The organism is Arthrobacter sp. H35-D1 (assembly GCF_030063185.1).
Taxonomy (GTDB): domain Bacteria; phylum Actinomycetota; class Actinomycetes; order Actinomycetales; family Micrococcaceae; genus Specibacter.
The window spans coordinates 585,359-603,095 of sequence record NZ_JASISP010000001.1; the positions used below are offsets into that span (position 1 = coordinate 585,359).

Here is a 17,737-nt window from a genome sequence, read left to right on the forward strand (position 1 = left end):
AGACCCATGCAAAGAAGAAAATTTCTCGCCCTGGCGTCGGTAGCGGCACTGTCCCTGGGCCTTGCAGCCTGTGACACTGAGACGGATGCGCCTGCCGCTGATGGCGCCGGCGACAGCGGCAAGACATACATCGCCGTCGTCTCCAAGGGCTTCCAGCACCAGTTCTGGCAGTCAGTCAAGCAGGGCGCGGAGAAGGCAGCCAAGGAATTCGACGTGGAAATCTCCTTCGAAGGCCCCGACAAGGAAACCAACGTTCAGCAGCAGATGGACCAGCTGAACAACGCCATGGCCAAGAACCCCCAGGCGCTGGCACTTGCCGCATTGGACTCCAAGGCCGCTGAAGGCGTGCTGCAGGATGCCAAGGCCAAGAACATCCCCGTCATTGCCTTTGACTCCGGCGTCGATTCGGACGTCCCGCTGGCCACAGCCTCCACGGACAACAAGGCCGCTGCCGCCGAGGCTGCAAAGCACATGGCGGAGCTGCTGGGAAATAAGGGAGAGGTCGGCATCATTGGCCACTCCCAGACGGCCACCTCAGGCACCGACCGTCGCGACGGTTTCGTCGACTACATGAAGGAAAACGCTCCGGACATCAAGATCGTCGACATCCAGTACGCCGACGGCGACCAGGCCAAGTCCACCGACGCCGCCAAGGCCATGATGACGGCCAACCCGAACATGGCCGGCATGTATGGCACCAACGAAGGCGCAGCCATCGGTGTTGTCAATGCTGTCAAGGAGATGAGCAAGACCGGCAAGCTGGTCATTGTCGGCTTTGACTCCGGCAAGGCGCAGATGGACGCCATCAAGGACGGCCTCATGGCTGGCGCCGTCACCCAGAACCCCGTTGGCATCGGCTACGAGACCATCAAGGCCGCCGTTGCCGCCATCAAGGGCGAAAAGGTGGAGAAGGTCATCGACACCGGCTTCTACTGGTACGACAAGGACAACATCGCCGATCCCGACATCGCTGCGGACCGGTTTTGTTTAATCTTCAGTTTGCCGGGCCGGGCGAGTTCCAGCGATCGTTTGTGAAGCACGACGACGGACAGCACCCCTGTTGCTGCGTGCCAGCCACAGGCAGGCCGGGCGGAGAAGCTGCCCAGCTCTTTTAGTGGTCGCTGAGATCGCGTCTGGGCCGTCCCGACCGCGTCTGGCCCGCCTGCCAGCTGTTGGGCAACGGCGGACTCGCGGTTGCGGAGCGATCATGTGGCGCAGGCGCGGTCTCGGTGACGACTAACAGCAGGGAACTCGGGCGGGTAGTGCGTATGGAGCGGCTTAAAGCGCCTGGCGAAGCCAGTGCTCCACTCCACTGATGTGGACAGTCACCAAGGACCTGGCGAGTTCGGCATCGCCGCGTTCCAACGCTTCGATGATGGCCGTATGCTCCGAGAGGGTGCGATCCACGGCTTTCTCTTGGGTGAGGCCGCGCCAGATGCGGGCGCGGACAGTACTGCTGGAGAGAGAGTCCAGCACGCTGGTCAAATACGAGTTGTTGGCAGCTGCCGTGATGAGTTGGTGGAACACGAGATCGTGCTGAACCAAGGATTCAACGCTGGTTTGCTCATCAATATTGTCCATGGTGGCACGCAGGGCGACAATTTCCTGCGGCGTGATGCGAGCGGCTGCCGTGGCTGCGGCCGCAGGTTCAAGCATGCGGCGCACCTCAAAGATCTCCAGGATGGTCTCATCCTGGTGCAGGTCCACGATGAACGTCATGGCCTCCGTGAGGAGCTTCGGTTCCAGACTGGTCACGTAGGTCCCGTCACCGCGGCGCACGTCGAGCACGCGGATGATTTCCAGTGCCTTGACGGCCTCGCGCAGCGAACTGCGGGAGAGGCCAAGCTTCTCGCTAAGCTCCTTCTCAGGCGGCAGACGATCCCCGGCGGAGAGCTCTCCGGAGATGATCATGTCCTTGATCTTGGTGATTGCTTCGTCAGTTACGGCCATGACTACAGTCTATTGGTCTGATGTTTGTTTCGCGGCTGTGATGCCGCAAAAAACAAAGGTGTGTTCGTCCGTTTGCGCCTGTAAAGCGAGCTGATCAGCGTCCGGTTAACCAGCTGTGCCCGGCACCAACAAGGAACCGGGCACAGCCTCTATTTAGTTATTGGATTGCGGCCTGATCAGGCGCGTTTGCCGCGGCGGCGAGCCATCACGACCGCTGATCCACCGGCGAGCAGCAGCATCAAGGCCAAGAGCAGGCCTGGTGTGGTGCTGGCGCCCGTGTTGGCCAGATCGTCGTCCGTCGTGCCCGGTGCGGGACTGTCCGGCGCAGGCTTGTCCGCTGCCGGCGTGCTGGCGGAAGCAGTTGCCGACGGGCTGGATGTTGCCGTGCTGGTCGAGTTGCCGGCAGCGGTCACCGTCAAGGCGAGGCTGACTTCAGCACTTTCACCGGAGGTGTCGGTGCCGGCGATGACCACCGTATGTGAACCAGCCGGAACATCGGCCGGCACTGTGGCGGTGAGCTTTACCGTTCCATCGTCCGCGACGGTGGAGGTGCCCAGTTCAACAGCATCCGAATGTAACGTGAACGTGGCGGTGCTGCCCGGCTTGAAATTGTCACCAGTAATTGTCAGGTCGGCACCGGCCGCCACTGTTGCCGCACTCAAGGTGCCCGAAGGCTCATCCCCAGCGGGTGCCGTGGTTGGCGGAGCAGTCGGTTCACCAGTTGGTTCCCCCGTCGGCGGTGCCGTGTTTGTCGGCGTCGGTGTGGGTGTCGGTGTTGGCGTTGCTGCCGCTTCGACTTTCAGTGCAGCTGAAGCTGTCTTCTCCCCCTGCGTTGCCACAATAATGAAATCTCCGGCACTTGTGTCTGCTGGAATCGTGACGGTCAAAGTGGCACTGCCTTCGGCATCGGCGGTTGCCTTGCCCAAGTTGACTGCACCGGGGCGCAATTCAATAGTGATTTCTTGTCCAGGGGTGAAACCAGCCAAATCAAGCTTGCTGGTTTTGCCGGCGGTGACGGTGTCTGCATCAACGGCAACGGTGGGAGTGGCAGGTGCCATATTCCCGTCAACAACCCAGCCTTGGTCGGCGCGCTTGGCGAAGTTATCCGCCAAGGACTTTCCACCGATCAATGCCGGTGTGCCGTCTCCGTAGGTGGTGACGGTGATGGGTGCATCATCGGTGCCGTAGCCCCAGAACGGGGTGTCGGATGCTGCACAGTCGGTGCCGGCCTTGAAATGAATGGTTGCACCCGAGGCGATTTCCGTTTGACGGAACTGTTCCATGGAGTTGAATGGACGGTCCTGTGTGCCGACTCCGGCAACAGGTGCTTCGCAGTCGACGTAAAGGTCCATGACGGGTGCCGGAGCAGTGGCCAATGTTCCGTACAACGAAACGTTCGCGAAGAACGCAGGGGTGCGGGTGCCCACCACCGTGACACGGAATTCCTGTGCAGTGGTGGTGTTGAACTTCAGGATGCGCAGCACGCCGACGGTGCCGGCTTCGGCGACCTTGGCCCATGCGCCGTTGACCTTCGCTTCAACAAGGAACCCGTCCACGTTCTGTCCGTGGTCCAAGACGTCTTCGGACAGGGCGATCCGGTCGATGGCCTTGGCTGAGCCCAAATCAATTTCAAAGCTGTCGCCCGCAGCCAGGCTTTGCGTTGCGGAGGAGCGGAAGTTGCCGTCGGTGAGCAGTGCCGAAGCTTCGCCGTTGACGGAAACGGGCAGGCCCAAAGCATGGTCCTGGGTAAACGCCTTGGCGCGTTCAGCGGTAAAGCCTTCCAGCGCCGAGGTGGACGACGGGGCGAACTTGCCCGTTGTGGTGGGCGGAACGTTGAGCAGCAGCACAGCGTTGCGTCCAGCTGACTCGTGGTATTTGGTCAGCATGGCGCTCGGTGACTTTGGTGCGTCATTCGGGTGGGCAAACCAGCCCTGGGTCAACTTCATGTCCGCTTCGCCAGGCCACCAATGCAAGTTGTTGGCTCCGCCGTTTTTGACAGCTGTCAGCATCGACTCGGTGGAACCGAGGTTCTGGTTGCCATCCGGGGTGAGAGGCGAGATCTTGCCGCCGTCGTCCGGTGTTTTGACCGGAAGAACGCCCCACTCATTGTCACGGGCCGTTCCCTGCTCGTTGCCAATCCACTTGATGTCATTGCCGCCGACAGCCACCAGAGCATGGGGCTGCAGCTTGGAGATCATGTCGTAGAAGGCGGGGTAGTCGTATGTTTCGTGCTTTTCCGTGTTGCCTTGGGCGCCGTCAAACCAAACCTCGTCGACCTGGCCGTACTGGGTGAGAATTTCATAGAGCGTGTTCAAGAAGAATGCACCGTAGTCGGTTGCCTCGTACTTGAACTGGGGAAGGTCCTTGCCTGCACGGTCATCGCCTGCAACCAAGGTCGGGATGGTGCGCTCGCTCTTGGCGCTGCCGTTTCCGAAAACGCCGTCGACTTCCTGGTTGGAGTCGGCGGGGGACATGTACAGGCCCACTTTCATGCCGTACTTGTGCGCTGCATCGGTGAATTCCTTCACCACATCGCCCTTGCCGTCCTTCCACGGTGAGGAGGCCACTGTGTAGTCGGTGTAGCGCGAAGGGAAGGACATGAAGCCGTCGTGGTGCTTGACTGTCAAGACCGCGTAGCGGAATCCATTGTCACGCAAAGTTTTTACCCAGCTGTCGGCGTCAAAATCCGTGGGATCAAAGCGGGCGGGATCCTCGGTGCCGTGGCCCCATTCCTGGTTGTAGAAAGTGTTGATGCCAAAGTGAACGAAGGCCGTTTGGCGCGATTCCTGCCATTCGAGCTGGGCAAGCGTGGGTCGAACCAGAGCGGACTTGGCCAGAATGTTGGCTTCGCAATCACCCGTGCTGACAGAGACGTAGTTGGCCGGATCTACCAGCAGCGGCTCGCACACCTCGGGCTCGCCCGGGGCCAGCTCCTGGTATTTGATGGCGGCAGCGTCGTAGCCGGCTGTCAGGGCCGCAAAACGGGTCTTGTCCAGTGATCCCTTGAAAGCCCTGTCGTTCGCGGCTGCCTTGACTTCGGCACCAAAGCTGACCGTGGTTGCCGCACCTGCGTTCTTGACTGCCTGGGCGCCCGTGACGGGGGTTAGCAGCGTCCCGTCCAGACCGGCGACAAGCTCGGCGGAGCCGTCTTCGTTCGGCACGTACGCCATGGAGAAGATGTGCGGCTTGTTCACCTCGGGAACGGGAATCGACTCGGAGACCGTCTTCCAAGAACCGCTGGCGTTGGAGCTGAAGCCGTATTCGAAGCCATTGCCGCTGCTCGTGTAGCGTGCAAACAAGTTGCCGCCCACAGCAATTACGGTTCCCTGCTTCACCTGGCCTTCCGACGGGGTGAAGACAGCTTCAGCGACAAATCCATTGTCCAGCTTCGTGGCGCCAAGCGGGAAGTCTGCGGCAGTAAAGTCCAAGCCCTCCCCGGCAGCCTTCAGCGTGACTTTGCCATCAGCCATGGCCTCAGTGCCTGCGCGGCGGTTGAGCTCACCTGCGAGCACGTCGTTGCTGGCCGGGGTGTAGCTATTCCCGGTGAGGGTTCCAGTGTAGGAGACATCCAGCAGATCGGTCGAGGCCGGCAGTGGCTGGAATTCGAAGTCAGAGGAGTCGAAGGCCGCTGTTGTTTTGGCCAAGCGGAGGTCGCTCAACATGCCGCTGAAACCGCGGGTTGCACCCTGTGTGTTGACTTCATAACCAAAACCAAAAATAGACCCCAGGTCTGCACTGTTCTTCGCAGGAGCGGTGCCTGTCACGGTGGGCAGGACCACGCCGTCGAGCATGACCGTGAGCGTGGCACCTGAGGCGGTTGGCAAGTAGTGGAACGAGAGCGCGTGCTCTTGGTTCAAGGCCGGGTAAGGCACAGTTGCTTTGTTTGACGTCCATTTCGATTCGGCAAGGGAATCGAAGCCGTAGCGAAGTTCATCTGCCTGTGCACGGATGTAGAAGTTGCCGCCCGCCGAAAAGATCGTGGACAAATTGGAAGCGCTCGTGGGGGTGAACTTCACTTCCCCCAAGAATCCTTGGTCAGCCGTGTCGGTTCCGGTGGTCATGTCGGTGGGAGCATAGCGAATGCCTTGGGTGCCTCCGGCCAGCTTGACGCCTTGGAGGGGCACCTGCTCTTCATCGCCCTGGACACGGTTAAGTACACCGTGCATGATTTCATCGCCGGTGGTGGTGTAGGCGGTGGTGCCCACCAATGAACCATTGAAGCCCACGTTGAGCGAGTCGCTCGTGGCTGCCTGGGCGGCCAATGCAGGCACCAAAAGTGTGCCGATCAGGCCCGCAGTCGCCAAGCTGGCGAGAGCAGTGGTTTTCAGACGTTTCCTCGGCGAGTGCGGGGGCTGTTGCCGGCCTCCGCCGCTCGATTCAACGCCGGTACTGGGTAAAACCATGAAATGAACACTCCCTTGTAGTCGTACTTCTCCGAGGCAGCATCCGAGTCAGACCAGCGAACTGACCACGCCCCATTAAACATCGGATGAATACATTTCAACCTAGTAGATATGATGCGAAAATGAGACTAGTGACACAATGTTACGGATATTATTCGGGGCATTGGCAGACAATCCAGCTGAACTGTCGTTTTCGACTCTGGATACATCGGATGTCCGTCGTTGACAGCTGCAAGCCACGTTCAGAACGCGCCCGTGTGCTCCCTTGGGGTGTGGTCAGTCCACACAGGTCTATTTTTGCCCTAGAGTGGGCATCATGAAAATTGCGCTTTTTGCCACGTGCATCGTTGATGCCATGTATCCGCGTACTGCCCAAGCGACAGTGGCCCTGTTGGAGCGTCTTGGCCACGAGGTTGTTTTCCCTACGGATCAGGCGTGCTGCGGGCAGATGCATGTGAATTCCGGCTATTTCAAAGAGGCGCGAACGGTGGTAGCCAACCACGTGCGGGCCTTCGACACCGATGATTATGATGTCGCCGTGGCTCCTTCGGGCTCGTGTGTGGCGAGCGTGAAGCATCAGCACGAACTGGTGGCCCGACGCTGCGGGGATGCCGCCCTTGAAGAGCGGGCCGCCGTAGTGGGGGCCCGAACTTATGAACTTTCCCAGCTTTTGACAGATGTTTTGGGCATTACCAACGCCGCAGCCCAGCTGGGTTCGCACTTCCCGCACAAAGTCACGTACCATCCCAGCTGCCACGGAATGCGGCTGCTGCACCTAGAAGACAGGCAACTGAATCTACTCAAAAGCGTGGGCGGCATTGAGATGGTTGAACTGCCCGAGGCCGATCAGTGCTGCGGCTTTGGAGGCACATTCTCCATGAAGAACGCAGAGGTCTCCGCCGCCATGAATGAAGACAAGGCGGCAAATATTTGCGGCACCGGAGCCGAGCTGTGCTCCGGGGGCGACGCCAGCTGCCTGATGCACATTGGCGGTGGACTGTCCCGGCAAGGAAGCCGTGTGGGTACGCTGCACTTCGCCGAGATCCTGGCCAGCACAATCGAGAACCCCGTTGCAGTCACCGGCGAGATTACTTTGGCAGGGAGCAAGCGATGAGCAACACATTTCTGGGGATGCCTTCGCTTCCCGTTTTTGGCCGAGGCAACCTGAACGCCACCGAGCCCTTTCCCCAAGCCGCGCACAGGGAATTGGCGAACACCCAGCTGCGCGCCAACCTGGGGCACGCCACCCACACCATCAGGTACAAGCGTCTGAAGGTGGTGGCGGAACTTCCAGACTGGGAACAAATGCGCGACGCCGGCAGCGCCATCAAGGACGCCACCATGGCAAACCTCCCGGCCATGCTGGAGCAGTTCGAGGCCAACTTTACTGCCCGGGGCGGCATCATCCACTGGGCCCGCGACGCCCAGGAAGCCAACGAAATTGTCACGGCACTGATCCAGGAAACCGGTGAAACTGAAGTGGTCAAGGTCAAGTCCATGGCCACCCAGGAAATTGGCCTCAACGAATACTTGGAAGATCAAGGCATTGCAGCGTACGAAACAGATCTGGCAGAACTCATCGTCCAGCTGGACCATGACAAGCCCAGTCACATCCTGGTCCCCGCCATCCACAAGAACCGCAGCCAGGTCCGAGAGATCTTCCTGCGCGAAATGCCTGCCGTGGACCCCAACCTCACCGACGAGCCGGCCCGCCTGGCCGAGGCCGCGCGCAAGCACCTGCGCAAGAAGTTCCTCTCCGCGAAGGTCGCCATCTCCGGAGCCAACTTTGGCTTGGCCGACACCGGCACACTGACAGTGGTGGAATCAGAAGGCAATGGGCGCATGTGCCTGACCTTGCCGGAAACGCTCATCACCGTCATGGGCATTGAAAAGCTTCTGCCCAGCTGGAGCGACCTTGAGGTGTTCATGCAGCTGCTGCCCCGCTCCTCCACAGGGGAGCGCATGAACCCCTACACCTCCCTCTGGACAGGCGTCACCGAAGGCGACGGCCCGCAAAACGTCCACCTGGTCATGTTGGACAACGGACGCACCGCCGCCTTGGCCGATGAGTACGGCCGTACGGCGCTGAATTGCATCCGTTGCTCGGCCTGCATGAATGTCTGCCCGGTCTATGAGCGCACGGGTGGGCACGCTTACGGTTCAACGTACCCGGGCCCCATCGGTGCCATCCTCTCGCCGTTAATGACCGGCATCAAGAGCGAGGAGAACAACTCCCTGCCTTATGCCTCCTCATTGTGCGGTGCCTGCTTTGATGCCTGTCCGGTGAAGATCAACATCCCGGAAATCCTGGTGCATCTGCGGGGCGAGGACGTTGATTCGCAGCGCGCGAAGGTCAAGGTCCCGTCACAAATGGACTTCATGATGAAGGGCGCCGAGTGGGCATTTTCCAGCGGGGCGAAGCTGAACCTGCTGGAGAAGGGGCTGCCGCTGGGCAAACTCGCCGCAGGGCGCGACAAAGTCATCAAGAAGCTCCCCGGCATTGCCGGCGGCTGGACGCAAAGCCGCGACATTCCGGCCCCGCCCAGCCAATCGTTCCGCCAGTGGTGGGCGAAGGAACACAAGCCAAGCACCGCCGTCGTGCCTGGAAATGCCGTACCGGGACATGCTGGGCCTGGGAACACTGCTGGACACGGCACCGAAAACAGCGAAGGGGAGCAGGCATGAGCGCACGCGAGGACATCATGGCCCGGATCGCCTCGGCATTGCACGATGCCCCGGAAACACCCGTGGTGCCGCGCGAGTATCGCCGCAGCTCGAACATGAGCGCCGAGCAGCGGCTGGAGCAGCTGGTGGATCGCCTCCAGGATTACAAAGCCAACGTGTTTGTGACCCCTGCCGAGGAAGCGTCCGCGAAGCTGGCCGAACTTCTCGCCGGCAGCACTTCCATCGTGGTCCCGCATGGTCTGCCCCAGGACTGGCTTTCCAAACTGACGGACGACGCCGGGATGCCGGCCATCGAGGTCGACTCGCCGGAGCGCCGCCTCACCGTGGCGGAACTGGACGCCCTGGACGCCGTGGTGACGGCTGCGGCCACGGCGGTTTCGGAGACCGGAACCATCATGCTTGACGGCAGCGCAGACCAGGGGCGGCGCATCATCTCGCTCGTCCCGGACCGGCACATCGTGCTGCTGCGGGCTTCGGACATTGTGGAGGTGTTGCCCGAGGCGATCGCGCGCTTGGAGGCAACCCGGCCGCAGACATGGATCAGCGGACCCAGCGCCACCAGCGACATTGAGCTTGAACGAGTTGAAGGCGTCCACGGCCCACGCACCCTGGACGTCATCATCCTGACGTAGGACCCATGCGAAGCTGCCGTGGGGACTCGCAAGACGGGAGCCAGCGGAGCGCTAGCGCATCCCTATGGCAGCTTCTGCGAGTAATTCGCAAAAATACCCGCAGGAGCTGCCACTTGAATGGCGGATGCCGGATCGAATGCCACCCAGCCTGCGGGGTTCCCAAGCCGAGGATACCGTGGAAGCATGGCCAGCATGGAAATCTCGGAGCTGTTCGAAGATGCGTTTGGCCGGATCGGTGCCGTTGTAGAGGCGGTGCTGGACGGTTTGGAGCCGGAAAAGCTGAATTGGCGCCCCGGCGGGACCGGGAACTCCATCGCCTGGCTGGTGTGGCACTTGTGCCGGGCCCAGGATGAGCAGCTTGCCGATCTTGCAGGGGCCGAATCCGTCTGGGCATCAGGCGGCTACGCGGCACGGTTCGGCTTTGACTTGGACCCGGACGACACCGGCTACGGACATTCTTTTGGCCAAGTCTCCGCAGTACAGCTGGACTCCACCGAACTGCTGCGCCGGTACCATGAGGCCGTGCTGGAGCGGAGCTTGGACTTTGTCCGCGGCCTGGACGGCGCTGCACTGGACAAGGTTGTCGACAAGAACTGGAATCCGCCTGTCACCGCCGGGGTGCGGCTTGTCAGCATTGTTGACGACTGCGTCCAACACGGCGGGCAGGCAGCCTATGTCAAGGGCCTGCCCACCGAAAACTGACCGCCGAATACTGACGCAGCGCAGGCTAGGCGACGGGCACGCTCTCCTCGACGGCCGGCGTCGTGAGTGGGACCAGGGAACCGTGGGAAGGTGCGGGTTCGCGGGTCGGAATGAAGGCGGCCAGCACAGCCGATGCGACAGCGGCACCGATGGCGATGACGAATGTTACCCGGAAGGCGTCCATGGTGGGCAGTTCGACCGGGCCCAGCTCCATGGTCATCGAGGCCAGCACCACGGAGATGACGGCAGCCGAGCTGGAAGTTCCGATGGCGCGCATCAAGGAGTTCAAGCCGTTGGCGGCCGCCGTCTCAGTGATCGGCACGGCGCCCATGATCAAGGCGGGCATTGCGGCAAAGGCCAGTCCCAGGCCGGCGCTGATGATCATGGAGGCGAGGATGATCTCCCATACCGAGCTGTTGAGCAGCAACGCCACAATGTAGCCGGCGGCAATAACGAGGGCGCCGGAGGTCAACGTCACCTTCGGTCCGCGGCGGGCTGAGAGCTTGGCGGAAACAGGGGAGAGGGCCATCATGACAAAGCCGCCGGGTGCCAGGGCCAGGCCTGCCTGGATCATCGACTGGTCGAGGCCATAGCCGGTTGAGGCCGGAGCCATGAGCAGCTGGATGAAGATCAGCGACATGCCGTACATGGCGAAGCCGATCATGATCGAGGAGAGGTTGGTCAGCAGCACCCGCGGGCGTGCCGAGACGCGCAGGTCAACCAAGGCGTCCTTGGTGCGCAGTTGGTAGGCGCCCCAAATCAAAAGTACTACCACCGACGCCGCGAAAAGGCCGATGGTCAGGGGACTGTCCCAACCCCATTCCGAGCCCTTGGTCACCGGGACCAGCAGCGCCACAAGGCCCACGGCCAAGCCGGCTGCACCCAGGCCGTCGAACCGTCCTGGCGTGGAGACAGGAGATTCCGGCAGCACGAACCCGACGAGCAACGCACACAGCAAGCCCAAGGCTGCGGCAACCCAGAAGAGCATGTGCCAATCGGCCTTTTGGGCAATGAAGGCCGAAAGCGGAATGCCGATGGCACCGCCAACGCCCATCGTCGCACTCATCGTGGCGATGGCCGGGCCCACCTTCATGGGCGGAAGTTCATCGCGCATGATGCTAATGCCCAGCGGGATGGCGCCCATTGCCAGGCCCTGCAGGGCGCGGCCGGCGACGATCACCGTGAGAGAGTCGCTGAGGGCGCACAGCACCGATCCAACCACCATGGCCAGCAGGCTCAGGATGAGGATGCGCCGTTTGCCGAACATGTCGCCGAGCCGCCCGCTGATGGGAGTGACAACGGCACCGGCCACCAACGTCGCTGTAATGGCCCATGACGCGTCCGTGGGCGAGGCGTTCAGGAACTTGGGAAGTTCCGGGATCAAGGGGATGATCAGGGTTTGCATAAGCGATACGACGATGCCGCAAAAAGCCAAGGTGGCGACAACCATCCTTGGCGTGGGCGTGCGGGCTGAATTTTTACTACTGAACACCGGGCTCCTGATGAAATCAAAACTTTTCTTATGTATGATGCAATATAGTTGTATCATACATAGAATGACGGGATATTAATTGTGCTGCACGAAAAAAAGGTCCTGGGGCAGTTGGAATACGAGCTCATGTTGCTGGCACGCCACTCTCTGCGCCCCCACCGCCGGCACGAAGAAGTGCTGGAGCGCTCCGCCATGGTCCTGCTGAGTCGGTTGGAAAACGTCCCACCGATGACGCTGAAGGAACTCTCCTGTGCACTCCGCCTGGACGGGTCCACGGTGCATCGCCAGTCGGCCGCGCTGTTGCGTGCCGGACTGTTGGACTATGTCCCGCGCGACGGCGGCGAGGTGGCACGGCGCATCACGCCCACCGATGCCGGAATTGCCGCCCTGGCAAATACCCGCAGCATTTACGAACAGGGGCTGGAGAGCGTTGTCCGAGACTGGCCCGACGAGCGTCGCCTGCAGCTTTTGGATGTGCTCCAAGCGTTCAACCAGGACGTGGAGCGGCTTGAGGGAGCTCTTTGGCCGCGGTCTGAAGAGCCTGCCGGGTAAGGTCTTGCGACCCCTTACATATCCTTCATTCTCGTCCTAGACTTGCCCCAACCCCTCCATCCGGCGTCCGCGTTAGGCACGATTGTGCCCAGCACAGTGTTCCGAGGTCGGCGGACGGGGCTGTTTTCTCGTTGCACCTGAAGGCGCGGAGATGCGCCCTCTGAACTGACTGGAATGGGAGCAAGAAGAACATGTCTGGAAACAAGGCAGTTGCCTACAAGAGCCCCGGTGTTGTTGAAGTCATCGACATCGATTATCCAACGTTTGAACTCAAGGACGGGCCGGGTGTCGACCCCGCAAATGTGGGGCGCAAGGTGCCCCACGGCGTCATCCTGAAGACCATTGCCACCAATATCTGCGGATCCGACCAACACATGGTGCGCGGGCGCACCACGGCACCGAAGGATCTGGTTCTGGGCCATGAAATCACCGGAGAAGTGGTTGAAGTGGGCCCGGGTGTTGAATTCATCAAGGTTGGCGACATCTGTTCCGTGCCGTTCAACATCTCCTGCGGTCGCTGCCGCAACTGCAAGGAGCGCAAGACCGGTATCTGCCTCAACGTGAACCCGGCAGGCTATGGCAGCGCCTACGGCTACGTTGACATGGGCGGCTGGGTTGGCGGTCAGGCCGAGTACGTGCTGGTGCCGTACGCCGACTGGAACCTGCTGAAGTTCCCGGACAGGGACCAGGCCTTGGACAAGATGATGGATCTGACCATGCTCTCCGACATCTTCCCCACAGGCTTCCACGGTGCTGTGTCGGCTGGGGTGACCGTGGGCTCCACGGTGTACATTGCCGGAGCAGGACCCGTTGGACTCGCCGCGGCAACCAGTGCGCAACTATTGGGTGCCGCAGTGGTGATTGTGGGAGATATGAATGAGGAGCGTTTGGCGCAGGCCCGCAGCTTTGGTTGTGAAACCATCGACCTGACGAAGGGCGACCCCGGGGAGCAGATCGAGCAGATTCTGGGTTCACCCACGGTGGACTGTGCAGTTGATGCCGTCGGTTTCGAAGCGAAGGGCCACGGCGCGGGCGCAGGCGAAGCGCCGGCGACCGTGCTCAACTCGTTGATGGACGTCACGAACGCGGGCGGTTCGCTGGGAATCATCGGACTTTACGTCACCGGCGACCCAGGGGCCTCCGACGAAGCGGCGAAGAAGGGTTCGCTGTCGCTGAGCTTGGGCACGGGCTGGGCGAAGTCGTTGGCGTTCACCACAGGGCAGTGCCCGGTGATGAAGTACCACCGCGGCCTGATGATGTCGATCCTGCATGACAAGGTGCAGATCGCCAAGAACGTCAACGCCAAGGCCATTTCCCTTGCTGACGCGCCTCGCGGCTATGCAGAGTTCGACGCCGGAGCAGCCACGAAATACGTCCTGAACCCCAACGGTTACTTGGACTAGCCAAGCGGGTCTGCACCGCCGGTGGTCGAGCTTGTCGAGAACTGACAGGCACGGCCACCGGCGGTGCGAGACTCACCCGGACGCTACTTTTCCCAAGGTGCCTTGAACGGAAAGTACTTCTCCAGAAAGCTGGTGACTTCCTCGCGCCGTTGATCAGCCGTCGCGTCACCGGAGCTGCCGTCGTTCAAGCACAGGAAGTCCGCGTTCCGCCGTTTCAGCACCTGCTTCATGGAAGCCAGACCCTGCGTGGTGCTGGTGTCCACGTAAATACCTTTCCCGTCCGCATGCATGGCAGCCCGCCCGGTCAGCAGCGCGTAGTAGTGGTAGAGGGAATTCGTCACTGAAATATTCCCGGCCGCCCGGAAAGTGCTGGCCGCGGTGGAGGCGAACTCGGCGGCAAACTCCCGTTCAAGCTCGGCCAGCACCGACCGCCGCAGTGGTGCTGCACTGTGTTCGAGGTGGTGGGTGGTGAAAGCGCCGAAACGCTCCCACAAGAGGCGACGGTTCACGCGGGCCGAATTTTCAAAGCCGCTGCGTTCCACGGTACTTTCGCCAAGCCCAATACGGTTGGGGGAAAGCATGAACCGAGTGATGCCTCCGGGGGTAAAGAACAAGTCGGGGGGCAGCAGACGGGCAAAGAACATGTCGTCATTGGAATACAGGAAGTGTTCTGCGAGCCCATCTATGTGGTGAAGCTGCGACTCCACGGCCATGGAGTTGTGCGTCGGCAGCACCGAGGGGTCGGCAAAATGCTCGGGGCTGCGCACCAAGGTGACCTTGGGATGCTCGGCCAGCCATGCCGGGGCTGCCGAATCGGTGGCAATGAAGATGCGCCGGATCCACGGGGCAAACAAATACACCGATCGCAAGGCGTATTTCAGTTCGTCCAAGTGGCGGAAGCGAGAGTCGTGGTCGTCGCCTTCGCCCAGGATCGCCCCGGCTTCCAATTCCTTGCGTGCCTCTTGATAGGAGGTGCCACTGCCGTCCACCCAGGAAAAAACCATGTCAATGTCAAAGCGGATGTCAAAGACGTGGTCGATGAACATGTTCTCGATGGTCGGCCAGCTCTGTCCATGCAGTTCCACGGTGCTCCGTGCTGCATTGCGGGGGTCGATGCTGCGCCGGGTGAGCGAATTTTCGATCGGCAGGTCAATGCGGTCGGGGGTGAACGTCCACAGCTCAATTTGTACGCCCCACGCCGCACCGTAATACAGGCCGCCGCGCGGCTCCACACGGGGCCGAAAAAGCCTGACAATCCGGGTGTTTGTCGATGACGCCAACGCTCCATCGGCCAGCAGCACAGTGGACTTCTTCGTGTCGACGCTGCGCGCGTAGAACGGCTCATGGACGAAGGCTGCGGCCAACGCTTGTTCAAGCTTGCCCCGCAGGGAAGCGTCGATGGCAAGCACCGGGCGTGCGTCATTGCCGCGCACCAGAAGATACTCGATGGCGCATGAATCCAAGGCGCCGCGGACAGCCAGCAGATCAGCGAGCATCGCCGCATGCGGGGTCAGCGGGTTCTCACAGGAGGCGCTATTGACGAGTGCCAGCCGCCCCCGGTGCAGCACCACGTCTTCGCGGGAAGCGACAGCCGCCGCACGGGGTGACAGGTGCTCTGCGCTGGGCGCGGGTGGGGGCACGGCGGGCTCCTGAAGACTGGAAAAGACACTGGCTGGTTGTTCCAGCCCTGCAGCGAGCCTACCGCGTCGGAACCTGGCCAAGCCGGAAAAGGTGCTCGGGATCAAACTCTTGTGCCAGCAAGGTGAGCTTCTCCAGAACGGGAACGGTGTAGCTGGCGGAAAAGCCGGATTTTCCGGTGTTGGCCGAGAAATTGGACAGCGTTCCTCCGTATGCCCACACAGACATGCTTTCCACCAAGCGCAGCGAGTGTGCCGCGACGGCAGGCAACTCCTGCGGTGCGCCCGCGCCCACTGTGTGCAGGCCAAAGGCTGCTTCGCGGTGGCACAATGCGCTGGGGATTTCCGGCTCCTGGGCCAACGCTCCGCCGAGTTGCCTGATTTCCACCATCAGCTGCGGCGAAGCGCTATCCGGCCCAGCCACCGCCAGCAGTGCATCGGCAGCCGCTGTGTCAAAACTCATGAGCAACGCAGATCCTTCGGCGGCCGGCAGGGCATCATCGGGATCCGCGTGGACAAGCCCGATCATGGAGGAAGGCATGGGCCCCACCGCATCCAAGAGAGGGGTTCCGGCAGCGCGCAACGGCGCAAGCCAACGGGCGCCGTCGTCCGGGTTTCCTGTGTAGACGTAACGGACGGCGATGGTGAACTTCCCCGCCAGCGGTTCAGGGACGCCGGGCATGGGCGGGAGCTGCATGAACGCCACGGAGGTGGTGGCGACGTGGGGAAGAGCGGGGCACCATTGAGCCCACGCACGCAGTACCTTGGGTACGTCGGCGGCGGCAAAAAAGAGCGTGCCTGCGTAGATGAGCGGCAAAGGCAGCAGGTCAAATTCCATGCCTGTGATGATGCCCAATGAACCCTTGCCGCCGCGCAGCCCCCAGAAAAGGTCCGGCTCCGAATCCGCCGTGACATGGCGCAGCATGCCGTCTCCGGTCACCACGTCAAATGAGCGGACCTTGTCCGAAGCGGCACCGAATGTCCTGACCATGGGGCCAATTCCGCCGCCGCTGGTGTAGCCGGCCACGCTGACACCCGGTGCGGAACCGCAGAGCGTCGCCAGTCCCGGGCCTTCGCACTGGGAGAGGACGGTTTTCCACGTGACGCCCGCGCCCGTGCTTGCCGTGGCCGAGCCGTGTGGATCCCTCGATGTGGCCAGCGAACACTCGTCGAGCGAGCGGGTATGGATCAACAGTGCGCCGTCGAGGTCGCTGGCAATGCCGTGTCCGGTCGCCTGGACAGCCACCGCCAGGTTGTGGACGGCGGCAAACTTCACGCCCACCACGACGTCCACGGCGGTGGCCGCTTCGAGGACCGCCGCGGGCCGGGTGGCAACTGCCGTGTTCCAAGGAGTGGCCAGAGCGACGTACGAGTTGCTGCCGGGTTCGTGCAGGGAGCCGGCAATGCTGTTTCGTAGCGCTGCAAAAGGAGCGGGTACTCCGGAGGCGGGCGATGGGGGTGGTGTGTGAATAGTTTCCATGGGGACCTTCTTGGCGAATCGCTGCACTGTGCATGTGGCCCCGGACGGCTTAGCTCAAGGATGCCACCACAGCGGCCGCATGGCTAGGTCTTTCACGGTGCGACGCTGGCAGCCACGATTTAGCTGCTGCGCGAGCGGCGTTTGCGGTTGAACAGCAGCGCCACCGCAATGCCTGCGAGCCAAAAATCCTTCGCCATGGCTGTCCCCTCCGGCGTGGGTCGGAGGCTGTCAGGCTCCGTCATGCCGGGTGATTTGAGATAGGTGGCCAGCAAGCCACTGGAAAAGACGGCCAAGCCCATTCCTGCCATGCGGGTGGGGACGAAGGGTGCCAGAATGGTGCAGCCCAAGGCGATCTCGGAAAAGCTCAAGTAGTTGCCGAACTGTTCCGATTTCAGGTCCTCGAGCTGGGGGATCACCCGCTGCGCAGCACTCTGCAGGCCAGCAGCTTGATCCGGGGTCAAGTTGAGCTTGCCAATGCCCGAGTTGAGGATGAAGGCTCCGGAGACAAATCGAAGTGCTGCGTTGCCGATGCTGAATCCCATGGTGAATCTCCTTGCATGCTCTAAAGGTAGTTGTGTTTCAGCCTAGGGTTGCCGGGCCCGTGTGGCTAGTACCCAGCGTCCGAGTCGTTGCCTGCAACCCTTGAACCCCTCATTAACCACCGACGGCCGGCCAATCGCCACGGGGGCTATTGGAATAAAAACCCCCCCCACCCATGCACCCCCCAGCGGGTTGTTCGGTCGGAAAAACTAGGGCGGCGCACACCCCTGGCGGACAAGGCCCCACTTGCGGAGGCACACG

At 61.6% G+C, this 17,737-nt stretch carries 13 protein-coding genes; 7 read left to right on the plus strand and 6 right to left on the minus strand.

Going from position 1 to position 17,737, the window contains the following annotated elements; translation table 11 throughout:
* Positions 1–6: 6 nt before the first annotated feature.
* Complete coding sequence (locus tag QMG25_RS02660) at positions 7–1,035, plus strand: ABC transporter substrate-binding protein (RefSeq protein WP_283457050.1); 1,029 nt, start codon at positions 7–9, stop codon at positions 1,033–1,035.
* Between the two features lie 243 nt (positions 1,036–1,278).
* Here the strand turns inward: QMG25_RS02660 and QMG25_RS02665 are convergent, their stop codons facing one another.
* A complete protein-coding gene (locus QMG25_RS02665) occupies positions 1,279–1,950 on the minus strand; it encodes a FadR/GntR family transcriptional regulator (protein ID WP_283457052.1) in 672 nt (223 codons plus the stop codon).
* Positions 1,951–2,126: 176 nt separating this feature from the next.
* Complete coding sequence (locus tag QMG25_RS02670) at positions 2,127–6,353, minus strand: alpha-L-fucosidase (RefSeq protein ID WP_283457054.1); 4,227 nt, start codon at positions 6,351–6,353, stop codon at positions 2,127–2,129.
* Between the two features lie 316 nt (positions 6,354–6,669).
* On the opposite strand from QMG25_RS02670, the gene QMG25_RS02675 reads away from it, so the two are divergent.
* The 4 genes from QMG25_RS02675 to QMG25_RS02690 all read left to right on the plus strand — a co-directional run bounded on the left by QMG25_RS02675 (position 6,670) and on the right by QMG25_RS02690 (position 10,372).
* A complete protein-coding gene (locus QMG25_RS02675; RefSeq protein WP_283457056.1) occupies positions 6,670–7,467 on the plus strand; it encodes a (Fe-S)-binding protein in 798 nt (265 codons plus the stop codon).
* Entirely contained in the window at positions 7,464–9,038 is a 1,575-nt protein-coding gene (locus tag QMG25_RS02680; protein WP_283457058.1) for a LutB/LldF family L-lactate oxidation iron-sulfur protein, read from the plus strand. The genes QMG25_RS02675 and QMG25_RS02680 overlap by 4 nt, the downstream gene beginning before the upstream one ends.
* Positions 9,035–9,670 carry a LutC/YkgG family protein gene (locus QMG25_RS02685; protein WP_283457060.1) on the plus strand — a complete coding sequence of 212 codons (636 nt, stop codon included), beginning with the start codon at positions 9,035–9,037 and terminating at the stop codon, positions 9,668–9,670. Before QMG25_RS02680 ends, QMG25_RS02685 begins: the two co-directional genes overlap by 4 nt.
* Before the next feature lie 183 nt (positions 9,671–9,853).
* A complete protein-coding gene (locus QMG25_RS02690) occupies positions 9,854–10,372 on the plus strand; it encodes a mycothiol transferase (protein WP_349307101.1) in 519 nt (172 codons plus the stop codon).
* Positions 10,373–10,397: 25 nt separating this feature from the next.
* Here the strand turns inward: QMG25_RS02690 and QMG25_RS02695 are convergent, their stop codons facing one another.
* Positions 10,398–11,864 carry an MFS transporter gene (locus QMG25_RS02695; RefSeq protein ID WP_283457062.1) on the minus strand — a complete coding sequence of 489 codons (1,467 nt, stop codon included), beginning with the start codon at positions 11,862–11,864 and terminating at the stop codon, positions 10,398–10,400.
* Positions 11,865–11,945: 81 nt separating this feature from the next.
* Between QMG25_RS02695 and QMG25_RS02700 the strand changes: the two genes are divergently transcribed.
* The gene (locus tag QMG25_RS02700; RefSeq protein ID WP_283457064.1) at positions 11,946–12,416 is read left to right on the plus strand and encodes a MarR family winged helix-turn-helix transcriptional regulator; all 471 of its coding nucleotides are present in this window, start codon (positions 11,946–11,948) and stop codon (positions 12,414–12,416) included.
* Between the two features lie 191 nt (positions 12,417–12,607).
* Positions 12,608–13,819 carry a formaldehyde dehydrogenase, glutathione-independent gene (fdhA, locus tag QMG25_RS02705; RefSeq protein ID WP_283457066.1) on the plus strand — a complete coding sequence of 404 codons (1,212 nt, stop codon included), beginning with the start codon at positions 12,608–12,610 and terminating at the stop codon, positions 13,817–13,819.
* An 83-nt stretch (positions 13,820–13,902) separates the two neighbouring features.
* Here fdhA and QMG25_RS02710 read toward each other — a convergent pair whose 3' ends face one another.
* From QMG25_RS02710 to QMG25_RS02720, 3 genes are all read right to left on the minus strand, one after another.
* The gene (locus tag QMG25_RS02710; protein ID WP_283457068.1) at positions 13,903–15,459 is read right to left on the minus strand and encodes a stealth family protein; all 1,557 of its coding nucleotides are present in this window, start codon (positions 15,457–15,459) and stop codon (positions 13,903–13,905) included.
* A gap of 58 nt (positions 15,460–15,517) precedes the next feature.
* Positions 15,518–16,936: an FAD-binding oxidoreductase gene (locus tag QMG25_RS02715; protein ID WP_283457070.1), complete on the minus strand. Its 1,419-nt coding sequence runs from the start codon at positions 16,934–16,936 to the stop codon at positions 15,518–15,520.
* Between the two features lie 119 nt (positions 16,937–17,055).
* A complete protein-coding gene (locus QMG25_RS02720) occupies positions 17,056–17,478 on the minus strand; it encodes a hypothetical protein (protein ID WP_283457072.1) in 423 nt (140 codons plus the stop codon).
* Positions 17,479–17,737: the final 259 nt, after the last annotated feature.

Coding starts and splice junctions, on each gene's coding strand:
- QMG25_RS02670 (WP_283457054.1), bottom strand. CDS start 6,353: ATGGTTTTACCCAGTACCGGCGTTGAATCGAGCGGCGGAGGCCGGCAA.
- QMG25_RS02675 (WP_283457056.1), top strand. CDS start 6,670: ATGAAAATTGCGCTTTTTGCCACGTGCATCGTTGATGCCATGTATCCG.
- QMG25_RS02680 (WP_283457058.1), top strand. CDS start 7,464: ATGAGCAACACATTTCTGGGGATGCCTTCGCTTCCCGTTTTTGGCCGA.
- QMG25_RS02690 (WP_349307101.1), top strand. CDS start 9,854: ATGGCCAGCATGGAAATCTCGGAGCTGTTCGAAGATGCGTTTGGCCGG.
- fdhA (WP_283457066.1), top strand. CDS start 12,608: ATGTCTGGAAACAAGGCAGTTGCCTACAAGAGCCCCGGTGTTGTTGAA.
- QMG25_RS02660 (WP_283457050.1), top strand. CDS start 7: ATGCAAAGAAGAAAATTTCTCGCCCTGGCGTCGGTAGCGGCACTGTCC.
- QMG25_RS02685 (WP_283457060.1), top strand. CDS start 9,035: ATGAGCGCACGCGAGGACATCATGGCCCGGATCGCCTCGGCATTGCAC.
- QMG25_RS02720 (WP_283457072.1), bottom strand. CDS start 17,478: ATGGGATTCAGCATCGGCAACGCAGCACTTCGATTTGTCTCCGGAGCC.
- QMG25_RS02715 (WP_283457070.1), bottom strand. CDS start 16,936: ATGGAAACTATTCACACACCACCCCCATCGCCCGCCTCCGGAGTACCC.
- QMG25_RS02665 (WP_283457052.1), bottom strand. CDS start 1,950: ATGGCCGTAACTGACGAAGCAATCACCAAGATCAAGGACATGATCATC.